Origin of the sequence: Deinococcus apachensis DSM 19763 (assembly GCF_000381345.1) — a bacterium.
Lineage (GTDB): Bacteria > Deinococcota > Deinococci > Deinococcales > Deinococcaceae > Deinococcus > Deinococcus apachensis.
Genome location: NZ_KB906412.1, coordinates 72,203 through 86,733, shown reverse-complemented (window position 1 = coordinate 86,733; position 14,531 = coordinate 72,203). Strand labels below are relative to the sequence as shown.

The following is a 14,531-nucleotide window of genomic DNA, read 5'->3' as shown; positions in this document are numbered from 1 at the left end:
CAGGCTAGCCCGGTTGCAGGAGTTCTCCGGGCCGCGCGGCGCGTTCGCGGTTCAGGTAAGCCGGAACGTCCGCCGCCGACAGGGGCCGCGAGAGCAGGTACCCCTGCACGTAGTCGCAGCCCAGGGCGCGCAGCCTTTCGAGCTGGGCGGGGAACTCGATCCCCTCGGCGACCACCCGCAGCCGCAGGTTCTTCGCCATCGTGATGATGGTCCGCACGAGTTCGGCGCTCTCCTCGCTGCCCAGCATGCGGTTGATGAAGGAGCGGTCGATCTTGAGGGTGTCCACCGGGTAGGACTGCAGGTACCCCAGCGAGGAGTACCCGGTGCCGAAGTCGTCGATGGACAGCCCCACGCCCAGCTCCCGGATGCGGGCCAGCGTCTCACCGATCGTCTGCGAGTGCTGGAGCAGCACGCCCTCGGTGAGTTCCAGCTTGAGGGCCCGGGGCTCGAACCCCAGTTCGTCCAGCACCTGGGCCAGCGAGGAGTACACGTCGGGGGCCGCGAAATGCCGCCCCGAGAAGTTGACGCACAGCCCCAGGGGCACCTCCCCGGGCCGCCGCCACGCGAGCATCTGCGCACACGCCTCGCGCAGCACCCAACGGTCGAGGTCGAGGATGAGCCCGGTCTCCTCGGCCAGCTCGATGAAGGCGGAGGGTGGGAGCAGGCCCTGGACGGGATGCTGCCAGCGCACGAGCGCCTCGAACCCCACCATGCGTCTGGAGTTCAGCGCCACGATGGGCTGGTAGAGCACCCGCAGTTCTCTCTGACGAACGGCCCGGCGCAGGTCGCGTTCCAGGCTGATGCGGCCCACGGCCCGCTCGCGCATCTCGGGCGTGAATTCCTGGTAGCCCGCGCCGCCGCGCGCCTTGGCCCGGTACATGGCGATGTCCGCGTCGCGCAGCACCGCCGTCGCCGACTCGTACCCCGGGTCGCCGAGCACCAGCCCGATGCTGGCCGAGACGAGCAGCTCGTGCCCCTGCACCACGAAGGGCTGACGCAGCGCCGCCCCGATGCGCTCCGCGACCTCCCGGGCGTAGCTCGCTTCCTCCAGAGGTTCCAGCAGCAGGGTGAACTCGTCCCCGCCCAGCCGGGAGACCGTGTCGGTGGGGCGCAGTTCGGCCTGGAGCCGCCCCGCCAGCGCGACGAGCAGCGCGTCCCCCGCCGGATGCCCCAGCGAGTCGTTGATCATCTTGAAGCGGTCGGTGTCCAGGAACAGCACCGCGAAACTGGGTCCGGTCGTCTCTCGGACGCGGGTGAGCGCCTGCTCTAACCGGTCACGCAGCAGGGTGCGGTTGGGCAGCCCAGTCAGGGCGTCATGCAGGGCGTCGTGTCGCAACCTGCGGTTGACCGTCTCCAGCTCGCGGTTGAGCCCCGCCAGCTCCTCCAGGGCCTGTTTGCGGTCGGTGATGTCCAGGCCGTACCCGATGGCGAGGTCCAGCTCTCCCCCCGCCGAGAACACCGGGTTCAGGCAGCGCAGCATGTGCCGGACGCTGCCGTCCGGCAGGGTGAAGTGCTCCTCCCAGAAGATCGGCCCCCGCTGCCGCACTGCCGCCTCGAACTGCTCGCGGCGTTTCTGGGCCAGGGTGGGGGAAAACCCGCGGTGGGCGCAGTATTCAAAATCATCGCGGCCGATGACCCAGGCGCGAATCTCGTCGTTGGCGATGGCGCTGGGGTTGCAGAACAGGTAGCGCTGCTGACGGTCGAACACCGCCAGCGGAGCGGGCACCGCGTTCAGGATCGTCTCGTACGAGCGGTAGCGCTCCTCCAGCGCCTCGGCCTTCCGGTGCCGCTCCGTCACGTCCGTGCAGGCGAGGATGCACCCGTCAATTCGGCCGTCCCCGCCCCGCGACGGGTACAGGTGCGCGAGCATGAAGCGCGGCGTGCCGTCCGGGAGGTGAAACTCGACGCTGATGCCCTCCAGCACCTCCCCCTCGAAGACCCGGGTGATCAGTTCCGTCAGCCGTGCCGCCTCCGCGGGGGGGCACAAAGACTCGTAATGCCGCCCGGGGCTGCCGCGTCCGAACAGGGTCAGGAAGGCCAGGTTCCCGCCCCGCACCCGGCCTTCCCGGTTCATCACGAAGAGGGGACCCGGCGAGTTCTCGACGGCCTGGTGGTGCCAGGAGGCCAGCGTTTCCGTGGGAGGGCTTGAGGTGTCCAGAGCTGCCAAAAAGGCGCGCCACTCCTCGACGCTGGGGGGTGAATCCGCGCTCAGCCCCAGGCGGTCGAGTTGGCGTTGGACCTCGGTCAGCACGAGTCAGGTTAGGTCAGCGGCTCTTACACCCCGCTTGCAGGAAAAGTCGGGCGAAGGAAGGTTCAGTTCCTCTCCCCATCCCGCCTGGCTCAGCGGTGGGGGCAGCCCCGCGAGGGGATATGGAACTCCACGCGCCCCACGTTCTGCAACAGCATCACGTCATCTTTGTTGAGCTGACCTGAGAAGCAGCCTGCCGTCAGCGTTCTGCCCCGGCGTTCACCCGTCCGCCCCGGAAGCTCAGGCTGTAGGTCACGTTCCGGGTGATGCCGAGGCGTCCGCTGACACTCCGGGTCCGCAGGGAATACCCCGAGGCACTTTCCTGCTCGCTGGAGAAGAGCATCTGGTGGCTTTCCCACGCCACCGGGGAGCCGGACGCCGGGGAACAGATGAGGAGGGCGCTGAGCAGAAGGGCGGGCAGCTTGCTCATGGGGCCTCCAGCGTTTACCGTACACCCCCAGCCTCCCGACACTGCGCCAGAATGCGGCCATGACCGACCGCGAACTCAATTTCGCCCGGACCATCCTCGGGGAACGGAACTTCCGCGACGTGCCCGACGAGGAGGTGCTGCGCGAGGCCGAGCGGCTGCTGGGCGAATGGATGTCCGGTGAGGCCCGGCTGGAACGCCCCAAGCTGTACGACCACTACGCGCTGCTGCTGGTGGCCCTGACCCGCCGCGTCCGCGACCTGGAGGAACGGGTGGCGGCCCTGGAGGCCGGACGTTGATCCGCGTCAAGGTCTGCGGCACCACGTCCGTCCACGACGCGCTCCTCTCCGCGGGGGCGGGGGCCGACGCGCTGGGCTTCATCTTCGCGCCGGTCAGTCGGCGGCTCGTGTCGTCCGGGATGGCGCGGGAGGCGGGCCTGGTGGTCGGTCCGACGGTGGGACGGGTCGGCGTGTTCCTGAACCAGGGGCTGGACGAGGTTCTGCGCTTGGCCGAGGCGGCGCGGGTAAGCGCCGTGCAGCTCCACGGCCCGCTGTCAAGTCTTTACGTGCGGGAGGTGGCCCGTTATCATCCCGTTCTGCGCGTTCTGCGCCCCGCTGACCTGGGGCGGGCGGACGTGCTGGAAGTTCTGGAGGACCCCGCCGTGACCCTGATGGTGGACGCGCCCGAGCCGGGGGGTGGAGTACCGCTCGACTGGGAGGACCTGCGGGATGTCTTTCCGCCCGGTGCGTGGCTGGCCGGGGGTCTGGGTCCTGAGAACGTGGCGGAGGCGATCCGGGTGCTGCACCCGGCGGGGGTGGACGCTGTGAGCCGCTTGGAGGACAGGCCGGGCGTGAAAAACCCGGGGCGGGTTCGGGCTTTCGTTGAGGCAGCGCGGGAAGCGGGGCGGCGGACTTATCCACAGTGAAACGCGAACCTGTGGATAAGTCTATGGTCGCGTTCGTTGCTTCCATAAACACTGAAAAACATCGTTCAGGACGCTTATCCCGGGCTGTCCTGCGCCCTCTGCCCTCGCCCCTTTTCCACAGTTGTCCACAAGGGCTGTGGAAAAGGCTGTGGATAACTTCGGCCGCATAGTCCAGCTTGGGTTACAATTCCGCGTTGCTGTCACTGTCGCCCAGTTCCCCGAACCAGCCCGCGATGGTCTGGCCCCCCTCCACTACATTCCGGGCGGTACCTAGGTTCACTCCGACCCCGGCGAACGGCACCCGGGCGACGGTGTGGGTCCTGAGGCGCAGGTCCTCCAGGTTCCCGTGGTCGCTGCTCAGGACTACCCTTGCCCCCACATCGAGGAGCCCCAGCAGCAGGGCGTCCACCCGCCCCAGGTAGGCCCGCCCGGCTTCCAGGACGGCGGAGGGGATGGGGTCGCGGCCCATGTGTCCGAGGCGGTCACCGAACCACAGGTCGCAGACGATCAGGTCGTGCTCGTGCGCAACGCTCGCCAGAGCCGCCCCCAGCCGCGTGACCTCATCCAGCGGCTCCTGGGAAGGCCAGGGGTCGGCATACCCCAGCCCCAGAGTGGCGGGCACGGGGGGCACCGCAGGCGGGTTGAGGCCCAAGCCCGCAGCCAGGAAGGAGAAGGGGAAGCAACCCATGCGGGGCCGCCGTTCCTGCGCGGCGAAGTAGGCGGGCGGGTAGTGATTCGCCAGCGCCGCCCGGCCGCCCGCCTGGACGATCCGCCCGGGGAGCGCCCGGGCACGCAGCAGCCGCTGAAGGGTGGGGCCGGGGTGCGGCCCGAAGTGTTCGCCCATGTGGCGCACCGCGTCCAGCCCCGTCAGCCAGCACGCCTGCCCGGTTCCCGACTGCGGCAGGCCCGGCACCCCGAGCGTCGCGTCGAGCGCCAGGCCCGAGTCCACCAGGGGCCGCAGCGTGGGCAACTCGATCTCCCAGACGGACCCCCTCGGCGCGCCCTGCGGGTGGCCGATGCCGTCCAGCGCCAGCCAGACGAGGCCCGTCATGGGGAGCCGGGCGGACTGCCCCGGGTCAAGCGCGGTACTGGGCCGGGAGCCGCCCCACGGCCTCCTCGAACGCCTCGGGGAAGCGTTGCCGGAAGTTCGACTCGGCGATCACCTCGTCCCCCCGCAACCACGCGAATCGGAAGCCGTCGCCGATCTGGAGCCTGCCGGTCAGGCCAGCCTCCTCAAGGCGCGCCGCCGTAGCCTGGTCCGACTCTTCCAGCCGCTCCTGCCAGTGTTCCTCCAGTTCGGCCTGCCGCTCGACTTCCCCATCGGTAAGATCCTCGAACCCGCCGGATGACATGGGTCAGGCTACACCCGGAGCCGCCGCCTCACGGCAGAAGGCTCTTGAGGAAGGGGAAAGGGAGGCAGCTTCCCCCGCCCCGCCTCGGGCAAGCCGCTACACTCCGCCCATGACGGTGTTGCGTGTGGCGGCGGCGGCGTATCCGGTGGACTTTCACCCGGGTTGGGGAGCGTACGAGGCCAAGGTTTCGGGCTGGGTCGCCGACGCGGCGGGACAGGGTGCCCAGCTGCTGGTGTTCCCCGAGTACGCCCCCCTTGAACTCGTGAGTCTGCTGCCCCCCGAGCTGCACCACGACATTCTGCCCATGCGGCCCGCGCTCCAAGCCCTCCTGCCGAACTTTGCCGCCCTGCACGCCCGTCTGGCCCGCCAGCATAGGGTCGCCATCGTGGCGGGCAGTTTTCCGGTGGCCCAGGGGCAGGGCTTTGTGAACCGCGCCTACGTCTTCGGCCCGGACGGCCAGGCCAGCCACCAGGACAAGCTGCTGATGACCCGCTTTGAGGCTGAGGAGTGGTTCATTGAGCCCGGAGCGGGCGTGCGGGTTTTCGAGCTGCCCCTGCCCGGCGGCGAGGGGGTTCGCTTTGGCGTCGCCATCTGTTACGACAGCGAATTCCCAGGCCTGGCCCGGCAGTTCGCCGAGGGTGGGGCGGAACTCCTGATCGTGCCGTCCTTTACCGGCCTGCGCTCCGGGTACACCCGCGTCCGGGTGGGGAGCATGGCCCGCGCGCTGGAAAACCAGCTCTACGCCGTCCACGCCCCGCTGATCGCGGACGCCGACTGGACCTATGCCGTCGAGCAGGCGACCGGGAAGGCGGCGGTCTACGCCCCCGCCGATCTCGACCTCCCCGAGGACGGAGTGGTGGCCCAGGGGGAATGGAACGTGCCCGGCTGGCTCGTCACCGACCTCGACCTGACCCTCACGCGCCGGGTGCGCACGGAGGGCCACGTCCTGAACTGGCGCGACCGCACGGTGGCCGAGTCCCGCCCCACCCCCGCCGAGGTCGTGCCGCTGGGTGAGGCCGCCGTCGTGGAGGAGGCGCGTGGCTGAGTGCGTCGCCGTCCGCCTCCTGACCGCCGCCGACGCGTCCGCCTACCGGGAGGTGCGCCTCTCGGCCCTGCAGATGGACCCGCTGGCCTTTATCACTACGGCGGAGGAGTTCGGGGCGCGGCCCCTCGCGGAGATTGCCGCCCGGCTGGATCCCACGCCGGAGGTGGCGAACTTCGGGGCCTTTCAGCACGGAGCCCTCGTCGGCCTCCTGACCGTCGCCCGGGAGACGCGGCCCCGGCTGAGCCACCGCGCGAACGTGTTTGGCGTCTCGGTCCTTCCCGCCGCGCGGGGCCAGGGCTGCGGGGACGCGCTGCTGCGGGCCGGGATTGGCCACGCGCGGGCGTGGCCGGGCGTGACCTCGCTGCACCTCGGCGTCATGGAGACGCAACACACGGCGCGGCGGCTGTACGAGCGGCACGGTTTCCAGCTCTGGGGAACCCAGCCCGACGCCGTGCAGAACGCGGAGGGCGGCCACCTCGCCGAACACCACCTCGCCCTGCTGCTGTGAAATTGCACGCGGAAGTGGGGAAAAACCAAAAAACCTGCGCTGGCCCCGGGTAGATCAACTTCCTCCTGACTCTCGGCTGCATAATTTGACTTCCCCTGCATTCCACGCTATATTCTTTGACATCACCGCCCGAAGAGGCGGATTTTTTATTGCCCTTCCAGCACTTTGAGGGCGTCATGGGCGGCCTCCAGCTCCACCTGCGCCGTGCGGCCCGGCGCGGCGAGGGGAGTCAGGCGGGCGATGTCAGCCCCCACCTGCTCGCGGAGCAAGCTGGACTTTTCCCGCAGCAGGTGAGGACCGTAACGTAGCGCGGCGTTCAGGGGCAGGCCCGCGTAGGCCGGGTCGAGCCCCTCGGCGTGGTCCAGCCGCAGCACAGGGTAGGGCCAGTACCCGTGGATGAGGCGCTCGGCGGTCAGGTGGTAGTTATGCTCACGTGCCCATACCCGCAGGGGCCGGGGGGAGTCGTTGGGTTGCAGGACCAGCGTGGGGGGCCGCTGCTCCCCCGCCCGGTCCAGAATGCCCACCATCGTTCCCGCGCCCAGGCCCGTCATGCTGGCGCTGTCCACCTCGCCGGGCCGCAGGGGCGCGAAGCCGTTTCCGGCGCGGACCTCGATGCGCTCTTCCAGGCGTGCCTGGGCTACCTTGCGCCGCGCCAGGGCCAGCGGGCCGGGGTTCAGTTCCACCACCAGGCACCGTCCCACGCGGCCTTCCCGGACCAGCCGGATGGGGAGGTGGGCGTGATCTGAGCCGATGTCCGCGTGGGTCTCCGAGCGAATCAGGTGCAGGGCGGCCTCCAGGCGGGCGTCAAGGGTGGGGCTGGGCATCCGGCCCCTCCTCTCCCGGGGCGGGAAAATGGTTCTGACGCCCCAGAATCACGCTGTAGGCCCCCACCGCGAGAATGACGGCGGCGATGGCAGCGCCGTACGTCAGAATGTCCGGCCCGGCCCGCCACTCCAATGCCACGGCGAAGAAGTTCACCGCCAGCGCCGTGACGACTACACCGAGCAGCTTCTGCTTCAGGTCGTCGAAGGTGCGGATGTGCAACCAGGCTGGGACGTTGTGGAGTTGCCCGACGAACAGGGCTTGGAGCCCCAGGCTGATGATCAGCAGGGCCACGCCAACGAGCAGCGTGTCGGCCTGCTCGCTGGCGGCGATCAGGAGAGCCTTGGTCGTGTCCGCCTGACCTAGACGGCCGAGCGCCCCACCGATGGTGTGGTACGCCTGCACGATGGCCGCGATGAAGAGCGCCAGACTGAAGGCGAAGGCACTGAGGACGCCTAATCCCACGATCAGCCGCGGGAACCCGAAGAGCCGCCCGAGCGCGAGGGCCGCGGACCGACCGGAGGTGGGGCGCGAACGGCTCACCACCCCAGCATACGGTCAGTCCCTCCCCGCCGGAACGGGTTCCAACACCGTCACCGGGTCGCCCACCCGGATCAGGCCGCCCGAGATCACCCGCGCCGTCAGGCCGCCATGTCCACGCACCGCGTTGTAGCCGCCCTCGCCCAGCGTCTCCTCCATCCGGGAGCAGGGATGACACTCCCCCGTCGCCTCCAGCACGACCTCGCCCACACGGAGCCGGGCGTCCTTGAGGGCCAGCAGCGGAATTCCACTCACGAGGAGATTACGGCGCAGCATCTCCGGTGTGGCTTCCTGCAGCCCGGCCAGCGCCGCGATGACGGGCAGGTGTTCGGCTTGGAGGAGCGTGACCTGGCGCCGCCCGGGACCGCCGGGGATGGGCCGGGTGCTTGTCGGAGTCACCGCCTCCCCCGGTTCTCCGGTTAGGGCGCGCAATCTGCCGGGAGCCTGTTTCCCGTGATCCCCGATCAGGCCGACGAGGGGATGCGCCTGCGCCTCCGTCACGCTCCGCACGGGGCCACGCCGCATCTCGCGCAGGCCGATCCACTCCAGGCGGCCCGGGCGGGGAAAGGTGGCGCGGAGTTCGTGGATGGTCTTCACGGGGTCAGGGTAGAGCGTGAGCCGCCTTTTGCTACACTGCTCCGCATGAGGCGTCTGACCCGACGTGCGTATCCTCCCCGCCGCTAGGTGGGCGGGTCAGCTCTAGCCTGAAATCCAACCCCGAAGCGGCGCATTTGCGAAAGAGCGAGTGCGCCGTCTTCTTTTTGGAGTTCCCATGAACGAAATCCGCCGGAACCTTCCTATCGAAGAACAACTCGCCATCCTGAAGCGCGGCGTCGTGGACCTCGTGACCGAGGATGACCTGCGGCGCAAGCTGGAACGTGGTGCGCCCCTGCGCGTCAAGCTCGGTGCCGACCCCACCCGTCCGGACCTGCACCTGGGCCACGCGGTCATCCTCCGCAAGATGCGCCAGTTTCAGGACCTGGGGCACAAGGTCATCATGCTGATCGGTGACTTCACCGCCATGATCGGTGACCCCAGCGGCAAGTCGAAGACCCGCCCGCCCCTCACGCTGGAGGAGACGCGCGCCAACGCCCAGAGCTACCTGGAGCAGTGCAGGCTGATCCTGCGCGACGACCCCGAGGTGCTGGAGCTGCGCTTCAACGGCGAGTGGCTGGAGCCGATGGGTTACGCGGACGTGATTCGTCTCGCCAGCCGCTACACGGTCGCCCGCATTCTGGAGCGCGACGACTTCACCAAGCGGCTGAACGCCGGAACGCCCGTCAGTGTCCATGAGCTGCTGTACCCCCTCACCCAGGGTTACGACTCCGTGGCGCTGGAGGCGGACGTGGAGCTGGGCGGCACGGATCAGCTCTTCAACAACCTCGTGGGCCGCGCCTTGCAACGCGACTACGGGCAGGAGCCGCAGGTCGTGATGACCCTGCCCCTCCTCGTCGGGCTGGACGGCGCCGAGAAGATGTCCAAGAGCCTGGACAACTACATCGGCCTGACCGACGAGCCGCACCTGATGTTCGCCGCGCTGATGAAGGTGCCCGACCCGCTGCTGGAGAACTACTTCACCCTGCTGACCGATCTTCCGCAGGAGAGGATCGCGGAGCTGCTGGCTGGGCATCCGGTCGCCGCGCACCGCGAACTGGCCCGCCAGGTGGTCTCCTGGCTCCATCCCGAGGCCGATTTGGACGCTGCGGAGGAACGTTTCCGGTCGGTGGCGAAGGGAGGCATCCCCGAGAACATCCCCAGCGTGAGCGTCCCCAAAGCAGAACTGGGCGAGGGCGGAAACGTCAGCATGGCCCGGCTGGTGGTCCTCGCGGGGCTGGAACCCAGCAACGGCGCGGCCCGCAAGCTGATTGGGAACCGGGGCCTGAGGCTGAATGGCGAGACGTACACCGAGCCGCAGGGAAGCCTGGGCTTGGATGACCTCTCCCGAGAGGGCGGCGCAGTCATCCAGAAGGGCAAGGACAAGTTCGCGCGGCTAGTCCTGGGCTCCTGACCCCTCTGGGGTCTTGCCGGGGCCTCCACGAGCTTCCCGGCGACCCGGCCAGTGGGGAAAGTTATGCACAGAACGTTGTGGATAACTCTCCCTTCTGTGGATAACGTCCAGAACGCGGTTCGATTCGTTCCCACCCAAAAGTTATCCACACCTGGGGTGTGGAAAAAGCTGCCCACTGTGGATAAAAACCTGACAGGCCCCTCACATGAAGACAAGGGGCCGTTCTTTTCAGTGGTCAGGTGAAGGTTTAAACCCGGTCGCTCAGGTCCTCCTCACGCAGACGCTCGACGCGGAGCATGTTCGTGGTTCCCCTCACACCAAAGGGCACGCCCGCCGTGATGACGTATCGGTCGCCCACATCCGCGAGTCCGCTCTTTTTCAGCTCGTCGTTGGCGATGCGGACCATGTCGTCGGTGTCGTGCGGGTCCTCGCTGAGCATGGGCACCACGCCCCAGGAGAGCGCGAGCTGGTTGCGGGTCTGCTCGTTGGGGGTCAGGGCCAGGATCGCCAGCGGGGGCCGGTTCTTGGCGATGCGGGTCGCCGCGCCGCCCGTACTCGTGAAGGTCACGATGACGGGCGTATCCAGCTTTTCACCGATGGAGCAGGCGGCGGCGGCGATGGAGTCCTGGGCAAGCTCCGTCTCGATCACGACCTGGCGCTGGAGCATCTTGTAGTGCTCGCTCCCCTCGGCCTCACGGGCGATGCGGTCCATCATGGCGACGGCCTCGACGGGGTAGTGGCCCGCCGCCGACTCGGCCGAGAGCATCACCGCGTCCGTACCGTCATAGATCGCGTTCGCCACATCAGAAGCCTCCGCGCGGGTGGGACGCGGCAGGTTGATCATGCTCTCCAGCATCTGGGTCGCGGTGATGACGGGTTTGCCCACCTCCCGGCACAGGCGGATCAGGCGCTTCTGGATGGTGGGCACCTGCTCGGGGCGCATCTCGACGCCCAGGTCACCACGAGCGACCATAATGCCGTCCACTTCCCGCAGGATGTCCTCGAAGCGTTCGACCGCCTGGGGCTTCTCGATCTTCGCCATCAGCTTGGCCCGCGAGCCGAAGCGGGCGAGGTAGTGCCGGGCGAGCAGCAGGTCGTCGCGCGAGCGCACGAACGAGAGTGCCACCCAGTCCACCCCGAGCTGCGCCCCGAACTCCATGTCCTGCACGTCCTTGTCCGAGAGCGCGGGCACGGCGAGGTCGGCCTGCGGCACGTTGATGCCCTTGTTGTTCTTTAGCACGCCGCCGATCACGACGGTGGTCTGCACGTCCTGGCCGCGCACCTGGTCCACCTTCAGGTTCAGGTTGCCGTCGTCGAGGAGCAGGGTCATGCCGGGATGCACGTCGAGCGCCAGGCCCTTGTACGTGCTGCTCACCCGCGTCTCGTCGCCCTCGACCTCCTCCATGGTGATCGTGAACTTCTGGCCGGGTTCCAGGGTGGCCGAACCCTCGCGGAAGCGCCCCACCCGGATCTTCGGCCCTTGGAGGTCTTGCAGGATGCCAATGGTCACGCCCTTGCGCGCGGCGAGTTCCCGCACCATCTGCACGGTCTGGCGGTGGTCCTCGGGATCGCCGTGGCTGAAGTTCATACGGACCACGTTCAGGCCCGCGTCGATCATCCGGCCCAGCACCTCGGGGCTGCGGCTGGCCGGGCCGACGGTGGCGACAATTTTCGTTGCTCGGTCAAAATGCTTCATTTCAAATCCTTGCTTCCTGTGTTGGAATCCCTTCCATAGGGATAGGGGAAAAGGGATCAGGCGTTGGGAACCAGCCTTCCAAAGCCCAATCCCTCCAGCGCCGCTCCGCCTTACCGCAGCGCCCGGCGTCCCGGATAGACGGCCCGGTCACCCAATTGAGCCTCAATCCGCAGCAGTTGGTTGTACTTGGCGATGCGGTCCGAGCGGCTGGCGCTGCCCGTCTTGATCTGCCCGGCGTTCGTGGCGACGGCCAGGTCGGCGATGAAGGCGTCCTCCGACTCCCCAGACCGGTGGCTGATGATCGTGCCGTAGCGGCTCCGCTTGGCGAGTTCGATGGCGTCCATCGCCTCGGTCAGCGTGCCGATCTGGTTGACCTTCACCAGGATTGCGTTCCCGACATTCGTCTCGATGCCGCGCTGCAACCGCTCGGGGTTGGTCACAAACAGGTCGTCCCCCACGAGCTGCACCCGGTCCCCCAGGCGGCTCGTCAGAAGCTGCCAGCCCTCCCAGTCGTCCTCCGCCAGCCCGTCCTCGATGGAGACGATGGGGTAACGGCTGCTCCAGTCGGCCCAGAAGTCGACCATCTCCGCCGTCGAGAGCGCCCGCCCCTCGCTCTCCAGGTGGTACTGGCCGTCCTTGTACAGCTCCGTCACGGCGGGGTCAAGCGCGATGGCGATGTCCTTGCCCGGCTCGTATCCGGCCTTCTGAATCGCTTCGAGCAGGACTTCCAGCGCCTCCTCGTTGCTCTTGAGGTCGGGGGCGAAGCCGCCCTCGTCACCCACGTTGGTGTTGTACCCGCGGCCCGAAAGGACCTTTTTCAGCGCGTGGAAGGTTTCAGCCCCATAGCGCAGCGCCTCGCGGAAGGAGGGGGCGCCGACGGGCATGACCATGAACTCTTGAAAGTCCACCGAGTTGTCGGCGTGGGCACCGCCGTTGATGACATTCATCATCGGAACGGGCAGCGTCTTGGCATTGCTGCCGCCCAGGTAGCGGTACAGGGGAACGTCCAGCTCGTTCGCGGCGGCACGGGCGGTGGCGAGGCTGACCGCCAGGATCGCGTTGCCCCCCAGGCGGCCCTTGTTGGGCGTCCCGTCGAGGTCGAGCATCGCCGCGTCCACGGCGCCCTGGTCGGAGGCATCCAGGCCCACCACGGCCGGACCCAGCGCCTCGTTCACGTTCTGGACGGCCTTCTGCACGCCCTTGCCGCCGTAACGCCCGCCGCCATCGCGCAGTTCCAGCGCCTCGTGGGTGCCGGTGCTGGCGCCTGAGGGCACGATGGCGCGGCCGGAAAAGCCGCTGTCGAGGAACACTTCGGCCTCTACCGTCGGGTTTCCACGTGAGTCCAGCACTTCACGGGCGATGACTTTCTCGATGTTCATGCGCTTGCCTCCCCTGTTCGTTCCGAAACCACCGGGCTGACTACTCGGCGCCAAGTGTAGCGTGGACACTATAAGCGTCCCGGGGCGGAGGTGAATGCACGCGGTCTAAGCCGGGGAGGGTGGGCGCCGAGTATACCCCTGCTTGCCCTCCACTGCCCCCTTAAACGCGCAGCGTGACCATCACCGCCATGTACCCTCCCCCCCCACTCGCGCGGAAGATGGCGGGGCTGGTGGAGCCCGAGAAGAGGAGTTCGGCGTCACCGTCGATGGGACCCAGCGCGTCAAGGACATGCCGGGCGTTGAAGGCGAGGCTCATGGCGGGCTCGCTGCCCCCCTGCGTCACGTCCAGCGTGTCCTGCGCCCGACCGTAGTCCCCCTCGGCGGCGAGGCGCAGCTTGCCCTCGCTCACCAGGAACTCGACCCGGTTATTCGCGTTCTTGTCGGCCAGCACGGCCACCCGGTTCACGGCTTCCTTGAGCGCGGTGCCGGGCAGAGTGACCTGGAGCTTGATGTCCTTGGGAATCACCCGCTCGTAGTCCGGGAAGTCGCCGTCGAGCAGCTTGAGGTTCATGCGGACCCGGTCAGTGGTCACGCTGAGCATCCCCTCGCCGTAGGTGAAGCGGGCCTCGCCGTCCCTCAGCACCCGGATCAGCTCGTCGGCACTGCGGGCGGGGACGATCAGGTTGCGGCCGTCGCCGCTCGCGGGAAAGTCACGGATGGCGACCCGGTAGCCGTCGGAGGCGACCACCCGGGCAGACTCGCCACGGTGCTCCAGCTTGATGCCGCGAAAGACAGCCTGGAAAGCCTCGTTGCTCGCCGCGTAACGCACGCTGCCGAAGGCACGGGCCAGTTCGGCGGCGTCCAGGCTCACGTCGGCGTGGGCGGGAAAGCTCAGCGGTGGGTACGCCTCCAAGTCCCCGGTCTGGAGCTTGAAATCGCTGCCTCCCGCGCGCACGGCGAGTTCGCTCCCCACAATCTCCAGCTCCACGAGTTCCCCGCCCAAGTTCCGCACGATCTGCGCGAACAGGTGGGCGGGCACCACGAAGCTCTGCGGGTCCTGCACCTCTGCTGGCACGAAGCACGACAGATCGATTTCCAGGTTGGTTCCGCTCAGGGTCAGCCCGGCCTCGGAGGCCTCGACCTTCAGGGAGGTCAGGAGGGGATTGCTGCTACGGCTGGGAACGACCCGCTCCAACAGGCCGAGACCTTCGCTCAGGGTTTTCTTGGTGACGTGGGCTCTCATGATCTCCCCCTCTGGGTTCGCTCCTATCTTTTACCTGTTTTTAAAAACTAAAAAGATAGTAGTAGTAGTAGTAGGTCCTGTGGAAACTGTGGAAAAGTGGACTAGAGGCGCTCTAGGCGCAGGTCCTGCCTGTGGACAAAATTGTGGATAAGTGGCCCTTGCCTGTGGATAACCTGTGGATAACTCGGGCACTTATCCACAGGCCTAAATGACCACCCGGTTTTCCACAGAGTTATCCACAGAAAAAACGGGGTTTTCCACAGGTTATCCACAGGCTTTTCCACAGAAAGTGAAAGTTTGCACACGGATTTGGAACGTTTTTTGGAACTTATTTTGTA

Annotated in this window: 15 protein-coding genes; 5 read left to right on the top strand and 10 right to left on the bottom strand. The window is 67.7% G+C overall.

Going from position 1 to position 14,531, the window contains the following annotated elements:
* Window positions 1-4: 4 nt before the first annotated feature.
* A complete protein-coding gene (locus F784_RS24815; protein WP_019587976.1) occupies window positions 5-2,251 on the bottom strand; it encodes a putative bifunctional diguanylate cyclase/phosphodiesterase in 2,247 nt (748 codons plus the stop codon).
* 196 nt (window positions 2,252-2,447) lie between these two features.
* Window positions 2,448-2,678, bottom strand: a complete 231-nt coding sequence (locus F784_RS0117225) for a hypothetical protein (RefSeq protein WP_019587975.1) — start codon at window positions 2,676-2,678, stop codon at window positions 2,448-2,450.
* Between the two features lie 59 nt (window positions 2,679-2,737).
* Here F784_RS0117225 and F784_RS0117220 point away from each other — a divergent pair, with 59 nt between their 5' ends.
* Both F784_RS0117220 and F784_RS0117215 read left to right on the top strand, forming a co-directional pair.
* Window positions 2,738-2,974 carry a hypothetical protein gene (locus F784_RS0117220; RefSeq protein WP_019587974.1) on the top strand — a complete coding sequence of 79 codons (237 nt, stop codon included), beginning with the start codon at window positions 2,738-2,740 and terminating at the stop codon, window positions 2,972-2,974.
* Complete coding sequence (locus F784_RS0117215; protein ID WP_019587973.1) at window positions 2,971-3,600, top strand: phosphoribosylanthranilate isomerase; 630 nt, start codon at window positions 2,971-2,973, stop codon at window positions 3,598-3,600. The genes F784_RS0117220 and F784_RS0117215 overlap by 4 nt, the downstream gene beginning before the upstream one ends.
* 181 nt (window positions 3,601-3,781) lie before the next feature.
* On the opposite strand, the gene F784_RS0117210 is transcribed toward F784_RS0117215, so the two are convergent.
* Both F784_RS0117210 and F784_RS0117205 read right to left on the bottom strand, forming a co-directional pair.
* Complete coding sequence (locus tag F784_RS0117210; protein WP_019587972.1) at window positions 3,782-4,651, bottom strand: alkaline phosphatase family protein; 870 nt, start codon at window positions 4,649-4,651, stop codon at window positions 3,782-3,784.
* A 25-nt stretch (window positions 4,652-4,676) separates the two neighbouring features.
* Entirely contained in the window at window positions 4,677-4,952 is a 276-nt protein-coding gene (locus tag F784_RS0117205; protein WP_019587971.1) for a hypothetical protein, read from the bottom strand.
* Window positions 4,953-5,061: 109 nt separating this feature from the next.
* On the opposite strand from F784_RS0117205, the gene F784_RS0117200 reads away from it, so the two are divergent.
* A complete protein-coding gene (locus F784_RS0117200) occupies window positions 5,062-5,997 on the top strand; it encodes a carbon-nitrogen hydrolase family protein (RefSeq protein ID WP_040383489.1) in 936 nt (311 codons plus the stop codon).
* Entirely contained in the window at window positions 5,990-6,505 is a 516-nt protein-coding gene (locus F784_RS0117195; RefSeq protein ID WP_019587969.1) for a GNAT family N-acetyltransferase, read from the top strand. Before F784_RS0117200 ends, F784_RS0117195 begins: the two co-directional genes overlap by 8 nt.
* Window positions 6,506-6,651: 146 nt before the next feature.
* On the opposite strand, the gene F784_RS0117190 is transcribed toward F784_RS0117195, so the two are convergent.
* The 3 genes from F784_RS0117190 to F784_RS0117180 are packed head-to-tail and all read right to left on the bottom strand — an operon-like array spanning window position 6,652 to window position 8,464.
* Entirely contained in the window at window positions 6,652-7,329 is a 678-nt protein-coding gene (locus tag F784_RS0117190; protein WP_019587968.1) for a tRNA (adenine(22)-N(1))-methyltransferase TrmK, read from the bottom strand.
* A complete protein-coding gene (locus tag F784_RS0117185) occupies window positions 7,310-7,870 on the bottom strand; it encodes a YqhA family protein (protein WP_245557926.1) in 561 nt (186 codons plus the stop codon). The genes F784_RS0117190 and F784_RS0117185 overlap by 20 nt, the downstream gene beginning before the upstream one ends.
* 15 nt (window positions 7,871-7,885) lie before the next feature.
* Window positions 7,886-8,464 (bottom strand): MOSC domain-containing protein, encoded by a 579-nt coding sequence (locus F784_RS0117180; protein WP_019587966.1) that lies wholly within the window; start codon window positions 8,462-8,464, stop codon window positions 7,886-7,888.
* 175 nt (window positions 8,465-8,639) lie between these two features.
* Between F784_RS0117180 and tyrS the strand changes: the two genes are divergently transcribed.
* Window positions 8,640-9,875, top strand: a complete 1,236-nt coding sequence (gene tyrS / locus F784_RS0117175; protein WP_019587965.1) for a tyrosine--tRNA ligase — start codon at window positions 8,640-8,642, stop codon at window positions 9,873-9,875.
* A 247-nt stretch (window positions 9,876-10,122) separates the two neighbouring features.
* Here tyrS and pyk read toward each other — a convergent pair whose 3' ends face one another.
* From pyk to dnaN, 3 genes are all read right to left on the bottom strand, one after another.
* Window positions 10,123-11,571, bottom strand: coding sequence for a pyruvate kinase (gene pyk / locus F784_RS0117170; protein ID WP_019587964.1), 1,449 nt, complete (start codon window positions 11,569-11,571; stop codon window positions 10,123-10,125).
* 110 nt (window positions 11,572-11,681) lie between these two features.
* Window positions 11,682-12,950, bottom strand: a complete 1,269-nt coding sequence (gene eno, locus F784_RS0117165) for a phosphopyruvate hydratase (protein WP_019587963.1) — start codon at window positions 12,948-12,950, stop codon at window positions 11,682-11,684.
* A gap of 160 nt (window positions 12,951-13,110) precedes the next feature.
* Entirely contained in the window at window positions 13,111-14,193 is a 1,083-nt protein-coding gene (dnaN, locus tag F784_RS0117160; protein WP_019587962.1) for a DNA polymerase III subunit beta, read from the bottom strand.
* Window positions 14,194-14,531 lie beyond the last annotated feature (338 nt).

What these genes read in the sequence shown, in the direction of transcription:
- pyk (WP_019587964.1), bottom strand. Translation starts at nt 11,571, where the DNA reads ATGAAGCATTTTGACCGAGCAACGAAAATTGTCGCCACCGTCGGCCCG.
- F784_RS0117200 (WP_040383489.1), top strand. Translation starts at nt 5,062, where the DNA reads ATGACGGTGTTGCGTGTGGCGGCGGCGGCGTATCCGGTGGACTTTCAC.
- eno (WP_019587963.1), bottom strand. Translation starts at nt 12,950, where the DNA reads ATGAACATCGAGAAAGTCATCGCCCGTGAAGTGCTGGACTCACGTGGA.
- dnaN (WP_019587962.1), bottom strand. Translation starts at nt 14,193, where the DNA reads ATGAGAGCCCACGTCACCAAGAAAACCCTGAGCGAAGGTCTCGGCCTG.
- F784_RS0117225 (WP_019587975.1), bottom strand. Translation starts at nt 2,678, where the DNA reads ATGAGCAAGCTGCCCGCCCTTCTGCTCAGCGCCCTCCTCATCTGTTCC.
- F784_RS0117210 (WP_019587972.1), bottom strand. Translation starts at nt 4,651, where the DNA reads ATGACGGGCCTCGTCTGGCTGGCGCTGGACGGCATCGGCCACCCGCAG.
- F784_RS0117205 (WP_019587971.1), bottom strand. Translation starts at nt 4,952, where the DNA reads ATGTCATCCGGCGGGTTCGAGGATCTTACCGATGGGGAAGTCGAGCGG.
- F784_RS0117190 (WP_019587968.1), bottom strand. Translation starts at nt 7,329, where the DNA reads ATGCCCAGCCCCACCCTTGACGCCCGCCTGGAGGCCGCCCTGCACCTG.
- tyrS (WP_019587965.1), top strand. Translation starts at nt 8,640, where the DNA reads ATGAACGAAATCCGCCGGAACCTTCCTATCGAAGAACAACTCGCCATC.
- F784_RS0117220 (WP_019587974.1), top strand. Translation starts at nt 2,738, where the DNA reads ATGACCGACCGCGAACTCAATTTCGCCCGGACCATCCTCGGGGAACGG.